The sequence below is a fragment of the Bradyrhizobium sp. CCBAU 051011 genome, from assembly GCF_009930815.1.
Lineage (GTDB): Bacteria > Pseudomonadota > Alphaproteobacteria > Rhizobiales > Xanthobacteraceae > Bradyrhizobium.
This window is the reverse complement of sequence record NZ_CP022222.1, coordinates 4,183,445-4,198,203: the sequence shown is the minus strand read 5'-3', so window position 1 is coordinate 4,198,203 and position 14,759 is coordinate 4,183,445. Positions and strand designations below refer to the sequence as shown.

Genomic DNA, 14,759 nt, shown 5'->3' with positions numbered 1-14,759 from the left:
ATCGAAAGCAGAGACTGGGCATCTTCCGCCAGCTGAGCAAGTGCAGCGACTGGTTGGCCCCGCGCTCGCGTCAAAGACAGCGACCGGGAGAGATATCTCAGGTCATCTAGCTCTCGTGCGAGTATTCGGCAATGGCGTGGTCGGGAGGACGGTACCATCTCTTCCGCCGTGGATGCCGACATTGAGTTCACGATCATGAGTGTCTCCAAACCCTTCATAGTATTTGCGTTGGTTTGCGACCTCATCAGGCCTGAGGCCGCTCGCGCGATGGTTGGCGCGAACGGTGCGGGCTATTCCCATTCAATTCGCTTGCGGGCGTCGAGTTCAGCAAGGACGGCAGAACGAAACGCGGGGCAATCGCCACCGCTAGCCCGCCGGCTCAGATGTGCAGTTATCCAGTCGGTTAGGCTCTCAAATTGAGATAGCATGTCAAATCAACGTTCAACGGTGTTCAACATACGGCGAGACTAGGCCATGAGGTGCTCGCGACAAGCTGCTGGACGAATGAGGTCCGTCGGAATCGGGAGGCGCGGGCGTATGGCGAGAGCGCGATGGCATTCATTCTCTACCTGCGGCCTTCTCCTCGGAACACTGTTTTTTGCCGCCTCTCTGACGCCGTCACTGCTGCCGCGAAGTTTTCTGACGCAGGGCGTTGTCTCGGGATGTTCTCTGACGATCGGATACGGCGTCGTCGTATTCGGCCGTTGGCTCTGGGCCTATATGGAGCTCCCTCAGCCTAAGGGCCGCCTCATGCGGGTTGTGCGGCTCACCGCCGCGATCAGTTGCACGGGGATTGCGCTCGCCTCCCTCTGGCAGGCGGCAGGGTGGCAGAATTCGATCCGAGAGCTAATGGAGATCGAGTACGTCGAAACGGCGTATCCATTCGAGGTCGCCCTGATTGCACTGGCGGTCTTCGCAATCCTGCTGGCGCTAGCGCGGTGCTTTCGGCTGACGCTCCGCTTCGTAGCTATAAGAGTTAACCGCCTTCTGCCGATGCGGGTTTCCCACATCATTGGCATCATCGCCACGCTTGCGCTGTTCTCATCGGTTATCAATGGACTTCTCTTCCGGGTCACCCTGCGCGTCGCAGATGCGTCTTACCGGGAATTCGACAAACTGATCGAACCGGAGACGGGGCCACCAACGGACCCTCTGAAGACCGGCAGCAGCGCTTCCCTGCTGGCTTGGCATGAGCTCGGGCGGGCGGGACGGGAGTTCATCTCCTTGGGAGCGACCCGCGAGGAGATCAGTGCTTTCTCGGGCAGGAGATCGCTTGAGCCAATTCGCGTCTATGTCGGACTAAGATCGGCAGACACGCTGGAAGCGCGCGCCAAGCTCGCTCTGGAAGAATTAAAGCGCGTCGGCGGGTTCGACCGATCCGTGCTTATCGTGGTGACGCCGACCGGCACCGGCTGGGTGGACCCGGCGGCGTTGGATAGCGTCGAATATCTGCACCGTGGTGCCGTCGCGAGCGTTGCCCTGCAATATTCCTATCTCGGGAGTTGGCTGTACCTGCTTGTTGGAGCGGACTACGGCGCCGATGCTGCACGCGCGCTCTTCACGGAGGTTTACGGATACTGGACCACGCTTCCCAAGGACAAACGGCCACGACTCTATCTGCACGGTCTTAGCCTTGGCGCCAAGAACTCCGAACAGTCGACAGATCTGATTGAAGTACTTGACGACCCGTTCGCCGGCGCACTGTGGAGCGGCCCGCCTTATTCAAGCAAGCTCTGGCGTTTCCTCACCGACCGCCGCAATCCCGGATCGCCAGCTTGGCTTCCCCGGTTCCGCGACGGATCGTTCGTGCGGTTCATGAACCAGGGCGGAGACGCCGCCGGCCCATTCTCGGCTCCTAATGCCTCATGGGGGCGGATGCGGGTCGTTTATCTCCAATATGCAAGCGACCCGGTGACTTTTTTCGAGTACCGCAGCCTCTATTGCGAACCAGATTGGATGACGCCGCCCCGCGGCCCGGACGTGTCGCCGCAATTGCGGTGGTACCCGGTCGTAACTCTTCTTCAACTGGCGGCGGACAAGTTCGTGGCGACCGCAGCGCCGATCGGCTACGGCCACGTCTACGCCCCGGCGCACTACGTTGACGCGTGGATCGAGGTGACGGATGTTCGCGACTGGTCCCCGGACGAGATCACGCGGCTGAAGCAACACCTCTCCAGGCCGTAGTCCGCGACCGCTGTTCCAACACGAGCTACGGCGGAGACGGTTTTTTAGCACAGCCATCAACGAGCGTATCAGATGAACGAGCGAGTGGCACAGCGACGGCTTCCGCTGCTTCCTTGATCAGCGCGTATGGAAGGCAGCTAACGCCACGATCATAGCGAAGGGTCGATCGGTCAAGTTACACGAGTGGAACTGACCAGGCGCTTCTACTGGGCAACGGGGCGAAGCCGCTGCTCTGTGGCGCCTGGACCTAGGTGCGAACGCGCCGGCTGCCAAAGTGCGGATGCTTACCGCCGCGATGACGCCAGTACCGGGGGTTTCGCGGGGTTAGCGGGGTTGCATTTGTATTTGGCGCTGCCCTCTTTGGCACAGATGCGCCGCGATCCTTCGCGGATAAGCCGGCATCATTCGACTGAGCCAAGGAAAGGCTTGAAGGTGCAGCAACCGCTACCGAACCGCTCACGATCAATGCACTGCATACAGCCCGTATATTCATCCTCACCTCCATCCCATGAACAAATTGCATGTACGCTGGCACCGGTTTCTTCCAGTTCACCGCATCGGTCCAGTTCCTTTCCTGCTCACCGCGGGCCCAGTAAGTCCAGTACTTGAGCTCGCGAGCCCTTAGTGAATGTCAGTCCGCCCCGCCGCTCGCGCCCACGTAACTTCCTCGCACGGTGCCTGGGCCGATTCGCGAGTTCCTGGCCAAGACAATCCAAGGCAGGGTGCCAGCGTGTGACACCCTTAAGACGAACTCCTAGCGCCGCCTCCGCTTAAGTAGATACCCTTGCCCATCTGATCGTCAAGTAGAAGCCGCTCAGCTCGTTGACTGTCGATCGAGCGGTCGATCGGATTCAATCTCGCCGCCGGCGTAACCAATTTGACGCTGGGTCCGAGAGGACGGCGATGAGCTCGTATTGGCGGATCTTGGGCGAGATCGATGCGGCTCGAGTCAGGCCAATGGGAACATTCCCGCCCGTTGCTCAGGGTTTCGTCGGATGTTGGCATTGCGGGCTGGAAGCTACCATCCGGCGCGTGCCAATCGAACCATCACCGCTCAGGAGGATGGCATGACAGCCTATGACAGCCGAACCGGCATCGAAGCTCTGGGTCCTCCTCCCCTCTGGGTCTGCGCGCTTCTTGGCATCGTGCTGATTGCCGCCGGCATCTTCGCGCTCACTGACGTCGCGTTCGCAACCATCATCAGCGTCAAGCTGATCGGGCTGACGGCGATCGCGGCCGGCGCATTCGAGATCATGCATGCTTTCTGGACCAAGGGATGGGGCGGCTTCCTGCGGCAGGTCCTGCTTGGCGTGCTCTATCTCACCTTCGGACTCGTGCTGCTCGTGCAGCCAGCGTCCGGCGCCCTGGTCCTGACCTATTTCCTCGGCGCGCTGCTCATCGCATCGGGCGCCATTCGATGCCTCCTGAGTTTCGCCCATTGGCGACAGAACGGCTGGATGATGCTGATCAGGTCTTATTTTCCCCTTGCTCGTGCTGCCTTGGCGGCATCGTTGGTCGCGGTAAGCGCCCAAGCTATGCCGTTCTCGCCTCATGACTCTCAGCTTACGGTGCCGGACGTGACGCTGGTGGCCGCGGAATGCCCTGCGGGATATACTTTGCATCCGCGACTACACCGCTGCGTTACGGCGCCAACCTGCCCTCCGGGATCTACCTTGCATCCGCGACTACACCGCTGCGTTACGGCGCCAACCTGCCCTCCGGGATCTACTTTGCACCCGCAACTCCACCGCTGCGTCACACCTTGATCGTGGTCGGGAGACCAAGCTAATCCAGCGCAGAACGCCCCTCGAACCCTTGCTTGTCAGGTCGTAAAGGTCATCGTCTGGCCGTAGCGCATCGTGCCGGTCCCAGCCTTTGCGGCCTTTTCCGAAAGCGCTGGCTCTGGGCGGCCATCGCCTTGTCGCTTTTTCTGCACGCGGCCGTTGTTTACGTACCCTTCCTGCAGGAAGCGTTCTCGACTAGCGGCCTCGACGCCGGCGATTACGCCAGTGTTCGCGTGCCCGAGACGGTCGCAAGTTCTGCACTGTAGCCCGCGAACTGAGGAAAGTCATCACACGCGCGATGGGCGGTGACCGAAGCGGCACCGCCTCGGCACGTCCAAGCGCCACAAAGCGGCCCGACAACGCGCGAGCATACGACCGCAGATGACGGGAGAGGCAATGAGACCCAAGTCCTTGCGCAAGATAGCTTTACTTGCGGCATTAAAAGCGATTTTCATCTCGCTCTATTCAGGTGCAAGCATTCGCTAGAACGCCCTCGTTGGTATAAGCGCCGGCTGCCACAGCAGAGCACAAGCTGCGCCCTGCTCTGATCACGTGATGCTTGCCGGTCTGTAAAGCGCTTTCACCGGATGCCGATCAACCTCGCAATGGGCGCGATGTTCACGACGAGGTGCAGTCGCCACGCGTAGCGTAACGCGATGTCGCTTATCCGACGATCTGAGAGAAGCGTGCGCTACTCGGGCGACACGCGGTCCGGATGGCGCCCCATCGCCTGCCGGACGCCGACGGCAGGGCACGGATCGGCCCAATAAAAAACACAACCTGCCGACGAAATCACCCGATTCCAAATATCTTATCGATGCTCCTGCAGTCTCAGAGCACCATGGTCGCGAATGGCCGACGAACAAGACCACAGATATTTATCTCTCCGCAATCAATCTGCGACGATCCCCCTTCAACACCTCCGATATGCGGTTGTTTCCGCGGAGTATGGAAGCTTCCGGCGGGCTGCAGAAGCGTTGTTGACGCAGCAGTCAACTCTGAGCCGCTGCATTCGGGAACTCGAGGAATCAATAGGCGTGATTGTGTTCGAGCGATCGAGCGGCGGCGTCTGCGCCACGTCGGCTGGCCGGGATTTTCTCCGAACGATTCTCGAACAAATGGATGCGCTGGTTACGTCAGCCAAGTCTAACGGACGCGGCGAGGCTGGGCGGTTGTCTGTGGGATTCTATACGTCGCTGTCGGCCGGCAATTTACGAGCGACGTTGGTAGATTTCAGGCAGCGGTGCCCACAGGTCGCACTTGGCATGGTCGAACGATCGCGAATGCGCCTCGTCACCGCCTTACGCAATGGTGCAATCGACGTTGTCATCGCGACCGACGGGGGACACGTCTTTGACAGCAACGCCTTGCCGCTGTGGAGCGAGCGCGTCCTGGTGGCCTTGCCTGACGGACATCACCTGGCTGGGAAGAAGGCGATCTACTGGACCGACCTGCGGAACGAGACGGTCCTTCTCAGCCATTACGACCCGGGACGAGAACTTGAGGATCTCTTGTTGGCGAAGCTGATCTCGACAGCAGACCGTCCCAAGATCGAACGCCATGACGTTAGCAGAGGTATCATCAAGACCCTCATATCCATAGGATTCGGTGTCAGTCTGGTGGCCGAATCCGACATCGGCGTTACTTTTGCGGGCCTGACTTATCGCGAGGTACGAGACGGCGCGGGGCCGAGTCAGGTCAATTATTCAGCACATTGACAATCCGGCGCTGGCAAACTTTCTCAAATTGTTGAGCGAGCGCTATCCCTTGCCTTGCAAGGGCTGACCCTTGCGGCGGGCCTTTGCAAAGGCTCGGTCGGTTGCCATGAATCGCGCCAGCATTGGCGCGACCAGCTTTGCGGGGTCCAAGATCGATTGGCCGGTTTCTCGGGCAAGCACGTCGGCGTAGGCAGCAAGGTCGCGATGGACGTCGGCCGGCAGTTCCACGGTGAGCTTTACCGGCTTATCATCGGCAATGGCGCCGAGCTTTAACTTCACCAATTTCTTCAGCCTCTGTATGGTTCGAGCACGAGGTCGCGATTGACGATTACCCGCACCGGAAAACCCGGCCGGATTGTCAGGGTCGGCTGGATGTTGAGATTGCGCCGAACGATCTGCTGACCGGTCTGGTTCAGGGTATCCCCTGCCCCACGGCGAAGGGCCTGCAGAATGGCGCTGTCTCCGTTGCCAGCATCCGAGCCGGACCCAAGCTCGGCTCCGACACCAAGCAAAGTCGACAGCAAGGCCGCCTTGAACAGCTCGCCCCAGTGATGATCGACCTCGTCGTGAAGCCCAGCATATCCCCCGGCGTCGGCACCCGGCTGGCGCTCAAGAACGATCGATCGGCCGTTTGGCATGATCAGGCGTGTCCAGACCAGGAGCACGCGTGACTGTCGCACTCAACAGTCGCGTTGGCAACTTGCCTTCAATGCCCGGCATCTTTCCGGACTACCCAGCGCCGATCGTTCGCAACGCGCCCGACGATCGGGAGATCGTCATGGCTCGATGGGGCATGCCGTCCTCCCAGCAGGCGCTCCTGGACGCCACCAGGAAGCGAGCCCAGAAGCTCGAGGCCAAGGGTAAGCCGGTCGATTTCAAGGAATTGCTTCGGATGGAGCCGGACAGTGGCACCACCAATATCCGAAACGTGGGCAGTGCGCATTGGAAGCGATGGCTCGGGACTGAGCACCGTTGCCTGGTCCCCTTCACGTCATTCAGCGAGTACGACACGATCGATGGCAAGAAGGTTCCGGTATGGTTCGCTCCGGACGAAAGCCGCCCACTGCTGGCGTTCGCCGGCCTCTGGACGAACTCGACCAGCGTCCGCAAGGCCAAGGAAGGAGAAGTCACGATCGATGTCTACGCCTTCCTGACTTGCAAGCCGAATGCCGAGGTGGAACGCGTGCACCCGAAGGCGATGCCAGTGATCCTGACGACAACCGAAGAGTACGATGTCTGGCTGCGCGCCCCTTGGGACGAGGCCAAGGCGCTCCAGCGGCCGTTGCCGGACGGGGCGCTGAAGATCGTTGCGACCGGCGAAAAGGAAGATCCCGCGCTAGCCGCCTGAAATATTGCACGCAGGCGGACGGAACACGTGGAAAAGCAATAGCCATGCAATTCGGAATCCCTGACCTGTGTTAGCAGCCCGGGAACGGACGGCGGGGCGAGAGGATTCGGCCCCGTAGGAGCGATTTCGAATGCTGATGACGAAGGAGAGGCAACCAGCCATCCGGACGCTACGCGGCTGGGCGATTTCGGTGCTCAGCGAGGCCGGCGCCATTCGCGAATGCGAGGAGCACGGGTGGATGCAGGACCGCGCCGACCCGCATGCCCGCGACCGCGCATTCCAGATCGCTCGGACCGATCCGCCGGCCGGCGTTTCGTCCCAAGTGGCTGCCGTCGCGATCGCCGAGGTGCTGGACTCGATCGGCGACACCTGCCCTGAATGCCCCCCGGCGGATTAAGGCTGACTTGGCCGCGACTTGGCTTGCGGTGCGCTGTACAATCCGCCCATGGTCCCTCCCGATCCGGCACACAGCGTTTCGACAACGTCTCACCGCAAGATCATCCATATCGACATGGATGCTTTCTACGCGTCGGTCGAGCAGCGCGATAATCCGGACCTGCGGGGCAAGCCGGTGGCAGTGGGCGGTTCGGCCGAGCGCGGCGTCGTCGCTGCCGCGAGCTACGAAGCCCGCCAGTACGGCGTTCGCTCGGCCATGCCGTCGGTCACCGCGAAACGGCAGTGTCCGGACCTGATCTTCGTCAAGCCACGCTTCGAAGTTTACAAGGCGGTCAGCCGACAGATTCGCCAGATCTTCGCCGAGCACACGCCAATTATCGAGCCACTTTCGCTCGACGAGGCCTATCTCGATGTCACCGAAAACCTGCAAGGCATCCTGCTGGCCAGAGACATCGCGATGAGGATCCGCGAGAAGATCAAAGCCGAGACCGGCCTAAACGCGTCGGCGGGCATCTCTTACAACAAGTTCCTGGCGAAGCTCGCCTCCGATCATCGCAAACCCAATGGGCAGTATGTCATTTCGCCGCAGATGGGACCGGCCTTCGTCGAGACGCTACCGGTCGAGAAGTTTCACGGCATCGGGCCGGCAACCGCTGCCAAATTCAACGCGTTCGGGATTTGGACCGGCCTCGACATTCGCAACCAGTCCCTCACCTTTCTGCAGGAGAACTTCGGCAAGTCCGGCACCTATTACTACTGGATTTCGCGCGGCATCGACGAGCGCCCCGTACGGGCCAATCGTGTCCGCAAATCGGTCGGCGCCGAGAACACTTTCTTCACAGATCTCACGGAATTCGACGCAATGGTCGCCGAGCTCCAGCCGCTGATAGATAAGGTCTGGGGACATTTGCGAGTTGGCGGGCACCAGGGGACGAACGGTGACACTTAAAGTGAAGTTCGCTGACTTCGAGATCATCACGCGCAGCCGATCCGTGTCTGCGGTGGTCGCGAACCGCGACGATCTCGCGCGTCTGGCGATCGGCCTGCTGGAAGACGCCATGCCCCTTTCAAAAGCGGTGCGCCTCCTGGGAGTGTCGCTGTCTTCCCTGCAAGGCGAAAACGACACGGAGCCGCAACTGGATTTCGGGATTTGAACCGGAATAGGCAGCGCCGGTAAGCCGCGCGGTGCGGACCTCACGAGGGAAATAGGGTGTATCCCTGTCGCAGAGATCGCTTACGGCTAACAAATCCCGTGTCGATGCAAATTTGCAGGCACTCCTTACATAACCAACGCCAATTCCGCGTACCGACAAAACGCATTGTACCGACAAAACGCATTGGCGAGCTCGAGGCGTCCGACATTCGGCCTCGAATAAGCGTGGTGACGCAACCACGATGCAGATGCACTTCGCTCGCGAAACCGCGACGTTCAGTTGTTGGCGCTGTAAAGAAACTCCATCCCGCGCGGAGCACCCGCGTGACTGGAAGTCGTCATGGAATAGATGACAATGGGAGCCCGCCGGTCATCGCCGCGATGAAGGCAGCGTTCCAGAACCGCCAGAATTGTGTGAAGTACTCGCGCTGCATATCCATCGCGAACGCAAGCGGTGAGAAGACCTGCCCGCTTGGCGCCGCATTATTGCGGCGCACTCCCATGGTAGCCGCAAGCGCATCGTCGAATTGCTTGATCGATTGCTGGCCCGCATGCATCAGGTCTTCGAGATACTGAGTTGGATCGTTGGGCGACGGGGGGGCTGTTCATGCGAACCTCCACAATCAGCAAGCAGTGTTGTCCGCCTGTTATTCCTGACATGGATCGTCGCTCCCACAACCCAAATCGACAATCCAAGTTCCGAGGACCTCTCTGTTCGATCTCTGACTCGCATCGGCCGGCACGACGCAACGGATGACGATGTCGCCGCGGAGGCTAACATACTAAACGACGGTCTCGCCTAACGGACTACCGTCGCTTCGAATGACGTTTCCGCGGCAGGAATCAACGCCCCCAAGCAGGAGCAGTGACGGGCGCACACTATCTTGAGCCGTCGCGCGCCCATTGGCGCAGGTCGCGAGCCGGAGCTCCGCGTCCTGAAGGCTTCCCGTGAGCTTTCTGGGATCCCAGCCTTGCTCTCAGTGAAAGCTCGACACTTCAAACGCCGGTTCGATTTATTCCCTTGCGGCCTCCGAACTATTGGACAACACTTACAAAGCAGGAGGCGCTCGTCTTCCGGTCTGTTTTTCTCGGTCGGCGATTCCTATAAGCCTTCGAAAAAGAACGACCAAGAGGGAGTAGTGCCATGCGTCAGTGGATGATGGCTGCTGCCTTGCTGCCGATGCTCGGCGGTACGGCGCTTGCGCAACAGACGGTCAAAATCGGCTATATCGATCCGCTCTCGGGCGGCGGTGCCAGCATCGGCGAGGTCGGCTTCAAGACCTTCCAGTTTCTTGCAGAAGAGTTGAATGCCAAGGGTGGCATCCTCGGCAAGAAGGTCGAGATTGTTCCCTTCGATAACAAGACCAATCCTCAGGAAAGCTTGATCCAGGCGCAAAAGGCGATCGACGGCGGCGTGCGCTACATCACCCAGGGCAACGGGTCGTCTGTTGCCGGTGCGCTGACCGATTTCGTGACAAAGTACAACGAACGTAATCCCGGCAAGGAAATCCTCTATTTCAACTATGCCGCCGTGGATCCGGTGCTCACCAATGCAAAGTGTAGCTTCTGGCATTTCCGATGGGATGCAAATTCCGACATCAAGATGGAAGCGCTCACGAACTACATGAAGAGCGCCGCGGATATCAAGAAGCTATATCTGATCAACCAAGATTATTCGTTCGGCGAGTCGGTCCGTTCAGCCGCAAAAACCATGCTGAAGACGAAACGACCGGACATTCAGATCGTTGGCGACGAACTGCATCCGTTGCTGAAGATCACCGACTTCGCACCGTACGTTGCGAAGATCAAGGCGTCTGGTGCTGACAGCGTCATCACCGGCAACTGGGGGCAGGATTTTGCGCTGCTCCTCAAAGCAAGTGCCGATGCCGGACTGAAGGTGAACTGGTACACCTACTATGCGGGCGGGACCGGCGGTCCCACCGCGATCAAGCAGGCGAACCTCAATCACCAGGTGTTCCAGATCGCCGAGGGGATTCCGAATCTCGGCAATCCGTCAGCAGACGCTTTCGAGAAGGCTCTGCGGGCGAAGTATGACTTCAGCCTGTTCTATCCCCGGGCCGTGAACCAGATGCGGATGTTTGCGGCCGCGGCGGAAAAGGCCAAGTCGCTGGATCCGGTCAAGGTCGCTGCAGCGCTCGAAGGCATGCAGTTCGACGTCTATAACGGTGGTGGCAAGGGCACCATGCGCAAGGACGATCACCAATTCTTCCAGCCGATGTATATCGCCTCGTTCGGTGAGCGCACGGAGAAGGAGCCGTTCGACGAGGAAAAGACCGGTTGGGGCTGGCGGCAAGCTGCAAAGATCGACCCTGAGCAGACCATGCTCCCGACCACCTGCAAGATGGAGCGCCCGAACTAACCGTCGTCTCCGCGCAAGCTTCCTCGCTCCGGCAATCGCCGGAGCGAGGTTGGTTTATCTCTCGGGGGTGGTGTCGTGCTCGAACTTTTCGTCATTTCCACGCTGAACGGCGTTTTATTCGGAATGCTGCTGTTCTTGATGGCAAGCGGCCTGACCGTCATCTTCAGCATGCTCGGCGTTCTCAATTTCGCGCATGCAAGCTTCTACATGCTCGGCGCATTCTTTGGCTTCCAGATCAGCCGATGGGTTGGCTTCTGGCCCGCGCTCTTTATTGCCCCGTTGCTGGCAGGAGCGCTCGGCGCGGCGGTCGAGCGATTTGGGCTGCGACGGGTTCACCGTAACGGTCATGTCGCAGAGCTCCTGTTTACGTTCGGCCTGGCCTTCGCGATCGAGGAGATCGTACAGATCATTTGGGGCAAGAGCCCGGTCGATTTCCGCATTCCGGCGTCGCTGGATTTTCCAGCCTTTAGAATCTTCTCGACCAATTACCCGGCCTACAAGATGTTTATGCTGCTGGTCTCGATCGCGATCTTCGTTGGCCTGCTCATCGTCCTCAAGAAGTCGCGCGTCGGCCTGATCGTTCAGGCAGCCCTCACCCATCCGCATATGGTCGGCCATCTCGGCCACAATGTCGGGCGCATCTTCATGCTGGTGTTCGGCGTCGGTACGGCGCTCGCCGCCGTCGCCGGCGTGATCGCAGGCCCCGCGCTGGTGACGCAATCGAACATGGCGGCGCTGCTCGGACCAATTCTGTTCGTCGTCGTGGTCGTCGGTGGCCTCGGTTCGCTACCGGGCGCCTTCGTTGCGTCGCTGCTGATCGGCCTCGTCCAGACCTTCGCGGTCTCGATGAATGGTTCACTTGCCGGCGCATTTGGCCCGCTTGGTCCGGACTATGCGCAAACCTGGCTGTCGGACATCTGGGGCGTAACCGTCGCTCAGATCGCGCCGATCATGCCGTACGTGCTGCTGGTGCTCATTCTGATCTTTCGTCCGATGGGGCTGCTGGGGACACGTGAAACATGACCGAATTGGCTTCAAGCGTAGCGCCGCCTCATCCGGCCCTCAGCGAAAGGCTGAAATTCTACGGCGTCTGGGTTTCCGTAGCGCTGCTGCTCCTGGTGCTGCCGACGATTTTCAGCTCGGGCGGCGCGCTGACGACCTTTAGCCTGATCGGCATCTCCATCATTTTCTCCCTCTCCTACAACATCCTGCTCGGCCAAACCGGACTGCTTTCGTTCGGACACGCCGTCTACTACGGCCTTGGCGGCTTTCTGGTGATTCACGCCATCAACATCATCAGCGCCAACAAACTCCCGATCCCGTTGCCCGTGGTTCCCCTGGTCGGAGGCCTGACTGGATTATTCTTCGCTGCACTGCTTGGATGGGTCTCGACCCAGCGCAGCGGAACGGCGTTCGCGATGATCTCGCTTGGCGTCGCCGAACTGATCGCCTCGTCGGCTCTCATCCTGCGCACGTTCTTCGGGGGCGAAGCCGGCATCTCGGCGAATCGAACCAAATTGTTTCGGCTGTTCGACTGGAGTTTCGGACCGCAGATTCAAATCTACTATCTTGTCGCCGCATGGACGCTGCTGGCGGTCATCGCCATGTACGCGCTGACGCGCACGCCGCTCGGCCGCATGTGCAATGCCGTTCGTGACAATCCGGAGCGCGTTCAGTTCGTTGGCTATGACCCCCACGTCATTCGCTATTTGGCCTTTTGCTTCGCCGGCTTCTTTGCTGGCATCGCGGGCGCACTCGCCGCGATCAATTTCGAGATCGCCAACTCAGCTTATCTTGGCGCCGTGCAGTCCGGCACCGTACTGTTCTCGACTTACATCGGTGGCGTCGGATACTTCATCGGGCCGATTGTCGGCGCGATATTCGTTACAGTGCTGTCGTTGAGCCTAAGCGATTTGACATCTGTCTGGCAGCTTTACTTCGGACTGTTCTTCATAGCGGTCGTGACGTTTGCGCCGGGTGGCATCACAGGACTTCTGATGATGCACCGACCGCTGCTCAAGGGCGGCACATTGGGCAAGGTATTGCCGTCCTATTTGATAGCGCTGATTCCGACGCTCGCCTTGGTCGCTGGCCTCGTTCTTGCGATCGAAACTATCGTGCATCACACCGTGAATCCGGGCGACGACCCGAATATCAAAGCCTTCGGTATGAACTTCAACGCCTCGAGTCCGATCACGTGGGCAATTGCTCTATTCCTGATCGTCGGCGGATTTTTCGTTGCGCGAGAGACTTGGCGCAGGCTTGCGCGCGCCTGGGACGACGCGCTGACGGCGGCGCATGAAAGAGGATACCACGCATGACCGCGCCTGCCATTGAAATCAAGGACGTCCAGAAAAGCTTCGGCAACATCTCGATCATCCGCGACCTGAACTTGAGCGTGGTACAAGGCGAACGGCACGCGCTGATCGGCCCCAATGGTGCGGGCAAATCGACAACGTTCAACCTCATCAGCGGCTACATCAGACCGACGTCGGGAACCGTCACGCTTCGCGGAGAGGTGATTTCGGGCCTGCCACCCTATCAGATCAACCGCCGCGGCCTGTCGCGCAGCTTCCAGGTCACCAATGTGTTCGCCAACCTGAGCGTATGGGAAAACCTGCGTTGCGCCGTGCTCTGGACCGACGGTCATCATTACTCGTTCTGGAAGAACATCGATAATCTGAAGGAGGTCCGCGACCGAACGGCGCAGGTGCTGTCGGACATCGGTCTCACTGCACGCCGCGACGTACCGGCCGGGCTGCTGACATATGCCGAACAGCGCGCGCTGGAGATCGGCATCACTATTGCCGGCGGCGCCGACGTCATCCTGCTCGACGAGCCGACCGCAGGCATGAGCCACGCAGAAACGGAGCGGGCAGTTTCGCTCATTCGTCGCCTCACCGAGGGCCGCACATTGGTGATCGTAGAACATGACATGAGCGTCGTGTTCGGACTGGCCGACCGAATTTCGGTGCTGGTCTATGGCCACATCATTGCGACCGGAACGCCGGACCAAATTCGATCGGATCCCAAGGTCAAGGAAGCCTATCTTGGCGAGGAGGCGGCTTGATGCTCGAGGTCAAGGACCTGCACGCCTACTATGGCAAAAGTCATATCCTCCAGGGCGTCGATCTGCGCATCGATGCCGGCGAAGTCGTAAGCCTATTGGGCCGGAACGGTGTCGGGCGTTCGACGACTGTCAAGGCGATCATGGGCGAGGTACCGCCTCAGGGAACCATCAGGTTCAAGGGGACCGACATCGCCGGGCTTCCAAGCTTTCGCATCGCCCATCTCGGCCTCGGATACGTCCCTGAGCACCGTGATATTTTTCCAGGCCTCACCGTACGTCAAAACCTGATGCTCGGGATCAAGGACCCGCGCAAGCCTGGCAAATGGCGGCTCGACGATATGCTGCAAATGTTCCCTAACCTCGCGGCGCGTGCGGACACCACCGCCGGCGTCATGTCGGGCGGCGAGAAGCAGATGCTGACGATGTGCCGCACGCTGATGGGTGACCCTGAACTGATTATGATTGATGAGCCGACTGAAGGGTTGGCGCCCCTCATCGTTCATCAGGTCGGCGACCTGATCGCAGAAATCGCGCGGCGCGGAGTGGCTATCCTGCTCGTCGAACAGAAGCTCTCCATCGCCATGCGGATATCGCACCGCGTTTACGTGATGGGTCACGGTCGCATCGTTTTCGAGGGCACCCCCGCGGATCTTACACGCAACGCCGCGGTCAGAAAGGAATGGCTGGAGGTTTGAGCCGGGCGTGGGTAGCCCGGTCAACAATCGG

General features: G+C 59.9%; 14 protein-coding genes and 2 pseudogenes. 12 read left to right on the top strand and 4 right to left on the bottom strand.

The features are described from left to right. The first annotated feature begins 537 nt into the window (after positions 1–537). Positions 538–2,184, top strand: a complete 1,647-nt coding sequence (locus ACH79_RS19850; protein WP_246738603.1) for an alpha/beta-hydrolase family protein — start codon at positions 538–540, stop codon at positions 2,182–2,184. 631 nt (positions 2,185–2,815) lie between these two features. Here the strand turns inward: ACH79_RS19850 and ACH79_RS19845 are convergent. Next, entirely contained in the window at positions 2,816–2,923 is a 108-nt protein-coding gene (locus ACH79_RS19845) for a DUF992 domain-containing protein (RefSeq protein WP_161852495.1), read from the bottom strand. A 328-nt stretch (positions 2,924–3,251) separates the two neighbouring features. Between ACH79_RS19845 and ACH79_RS44025 the strand changes: the two genes are divergently transcribed. The 3 genes from ACH79_RS44025 to ACH79_RS19830 all read left to right on the top strand — a co-directional run bounded on the left by ACH79_RS44025 (position 3,252) and on the right by ACH79_RS19830 (position 5,686). Next, on the top strand, positions 3,252–3,950 hold the full coding sequence (locus ACH79_RS44025) for an HdeD family acid-resistance protein (RefSeq protein ID WP_246738602.1): 699 nt from the start codon (positions 3,252–3,254) through the stop codon (positions 3,948–3,950). 53 nt (positions 3,951–4,003) lie between these two features. After that, positions 4,004–4,234, top strand: a complete 231-nt coding sequence (locus tag ACH79_RS45145) for a cation transporting ATPase C-terminal domain-containing protein (RefSeq protein WP_371419434.1) — start codon at positions 4,004–4,006, stop codon at positions 4,232–4,234. A gap of 585 nt (positions 4,235–4,819) precedes the next feature. Next, on the top strand, positions 4,820–5,686 hold the full coding sequence (locus ACH79_RS19830) for a LysR family transcriptional regulator (RefSeq protein ID WP_371419433.1): 867 nt from the start codon (positions 4,820–4,822) through the stop codon (positions 5,684–5,686). A gap of 42 nt (positions 5,687–5,728) precedes the next feature. Here ACH79_RS19830 and ACH79_RS19825 read toward each other — a convergent pair whose 3' ends face one another. Together ACH79_RS19825 and ACH79_RS19820 are read right to left on the bottom strand one after the other, a co-directional pair. Next, positions 5,729–5,968 carry a DUF2274 domain-containing protein gene (locus ACH79_RS19825; RefSeq protein WP_161852493.1) on the bottom strand — a complete coding sequence of 80 codons (240 nt, stop codon included), beginning with the start codon at positions 5,966–5,968 and terminating at the stop codon, positions 5,729–5,731. Positions 5,969–5,973: 5 nt separating this feature from the next. After that, positions 5,974–6,360 (bottom strand): annotated as a pseudogene (locus tag ACH79_RS19820) (TrbI/VirB10 family protein); the annotation flags it as partial. A 35-nt stretch (positions 6,361–6,395) separates the two neighbouring features. Between ACH79_RS19820 and ACH79_RS19815 the strand changes: the two are divergent. From ACH79_RS19815 to dinB, 3 genes and pseudogenes are all read left to right on the top strand, one after another. Beyond that, complete coding sequence (locus ACH79_RS19815; RefSeq protein WP_161856455.1) at positions 6,396–7,034, top strand: SOS response-associated peptidase; 639 nt, start codon at positions 6,396–6,398, stop codon at positions 7,032–7,034. Between the two features lie 130 nt (positions 7,035–7,164). After that, positions 7,165–7,431 (top strand): hypothetical protein, encoded by a 267-nt coding sequence (locus ACH79_RS19810; protein ID WP_161852492.1) that lies wholly within the window; start codon positions 7,165–7,167, stop codon positions 7,429–7,431. A 48-nt stretch (positions 7,432–7,479) separates the two neighbouring features. Further along, positions 7,480–8,584: pseudogene (gene dinB, locus ACH79_RS19805) on the top strand (DNA polymerase IV). A 337-nt stretch (positions 8,585–8,921) separates the two neighbouring features. Here dinB and ACH79_RS19800 read toward each other — a convergent pair. Beyond that, positions 8,922–9,140 carry a hypothetical protein gene (locus ACH79_RS19800; RefSeq protein WP_161852491.1) on the bottom strand — a complete coding sequence of 73 codons (219 nt, stop codon included), beginning with the start codon at positions 9,138–9,140 and terminating at the stop codon, positions 8,922–8,924. 587 nt (positions 9,141–9,727) lie between these two features. Between ACH79_RS19800 and ACH79_RS19795 the strand changes: the two genes are divergently transcribed. The 5 genes from ACH79_RS19795 to ACH79_RS19775 all read left to right on the top strand — a co-directional run bounded on the left by ACH79_RS19795 (position 9,728) and on the right by ACH79_RS19775 (position 14,728). Next, the gene (locus tag ACH79_RS19795) at positions 9,728–10,963 is read left to right on the top strand and encodes a branched-chain amino acid ABC transporter substrate-binding protein (protein WP_161852490.1); all 1,236 of its coding nucleotides are present in this window, start codon (positions 9,728–9,730) and stop codon (positions 10,961–10,963) included. Between the two features lie 75 nt (positions 10,964–11,038). Beyond that, positions 11,039–11,986 carry a branched-chain amino acid ABC transporter permease gene (locus tag ACH79_RS19790; RefSeq protein ID WP_161852489.1) on the top strand — a complete coding sequence of 316 codons (948 nt, stop codon included), beginning with the start codon at positions 11,039–11,041 and terminating at the stop codon, positions 11,984–11,986. Continuing rightward, the gene (locus tag ACH79_RS19785; protein ID WP_161852488.1) at positions 11,983–13,284 is read left to right on the top strand and encodes a branched-chain amino acid ABC transporter permease; all 1,302 of its coding nucleotides are present in this window, start codon (positions 11,983–11,985) and stop codon (positions 13,282–13,284) included. The genes ACH79_RS19790 and ACH79_RS19785 overlap by 4 nt, the downstream gene beginning before the upstream one ends. Further along, positions 13,281–14,033, top strand: coding sequence for an ABC transporter ATP-binding protein (locus ACH79_RS19780; protein WP_161852487.1), 753 nt, complete (start codon positions 13,281–13,283; stop codon positions 14,031–14,033). Before ACH79_RS19785 ends, ACH79_RS19780 begins: the two co-directional genes overlap by 4 nt. Further along, the gene (locus ACH79_RS19775; protein WP_161852486.1) at positions 14,033–14,728 is read left to right on the top strand and encodes an ABC transporter ATP-binding protein; all 696 of its coding nucleotides are present in this window, start codon (positions 14,033–14,035) and stop codon (positions 14,726–14,728) included. Before ACH79_RS19780 ends, ACH79_RS19775 begins: the two co-directional genes overlap by 1 nt. The last annotated feature ends 31 nt before the right edge of the window (positions 14,729–14,759 follow it).

Coding starts and splice junctions, on each gene's coding strand:
- ACH79_RS19775 (WP_161852486.1), top strand. CDS start 14,033: ATGCTCGAGGTCAAGGACCTGCACGCCTACTATGGCAAAAGTCATATC.
- ACH79_RS19850 (WP_246738603.1), top strand. CDS start 538: ATGGCGAGAGCGCGATGGCATTCATTCTCTACCTGCGGCCTTCTCCTC.
- ACH79_RS19800 (WP_161852491.1), bottom strand. CDS start 9,140: ATGCATGCGGGCCAGCAATCGATCAAGCAATTCGACGATGCGCTTGCG.
- ACH79_RS19830 (WP_371419433.1), top strand. CDS start 4,820: ATGGCCGACGAACAAGACCACAGATATTTATCTCTCCGCAATCAATCT.
- ACH79_RS19795 (WP_161852490.1), top strand. CDS start 9,728: ATGCGTCAGTGGATGATGGCTGCTGCCTTGCTGCCGATGCTCGGCGGT.
- ACH79_RS19810 (WP_161852492.1), top strand. CDS start 7,165: ATGCTGATGACGAAGGAGAGGCAACCAGCCATCCGGACGCTACGCGGC.
- ACH79_RS19815 (WP_161856455.1), top strand. CDS start 6,396: ATGCCCGGCATCTTTCCGGACTACCCAGCGCCGATCGTTCGCAACGCG.
- ACH79_RS19780 (WP_161852487.1), top strand. CDS start 13,281: ATGACCGCGCCTGCCATTGAAATCAAGGACGTCCAGAAAAGCTTCGGC.
- ACH79_RS19785 (WP_161852488.1), top strand. CDS start 11,983: ATGACCGAATTGGCTTCAAGCGTAGCGCCGCCTCATCCGGCCCTCAGC.
- ACH79_RS44025 (WP_246738602.1), top strand. CDS start 3,252: ATGACAGCCTATGACAGCCGAACCGGCATCGAAGCTCTGGGTCCTCCT.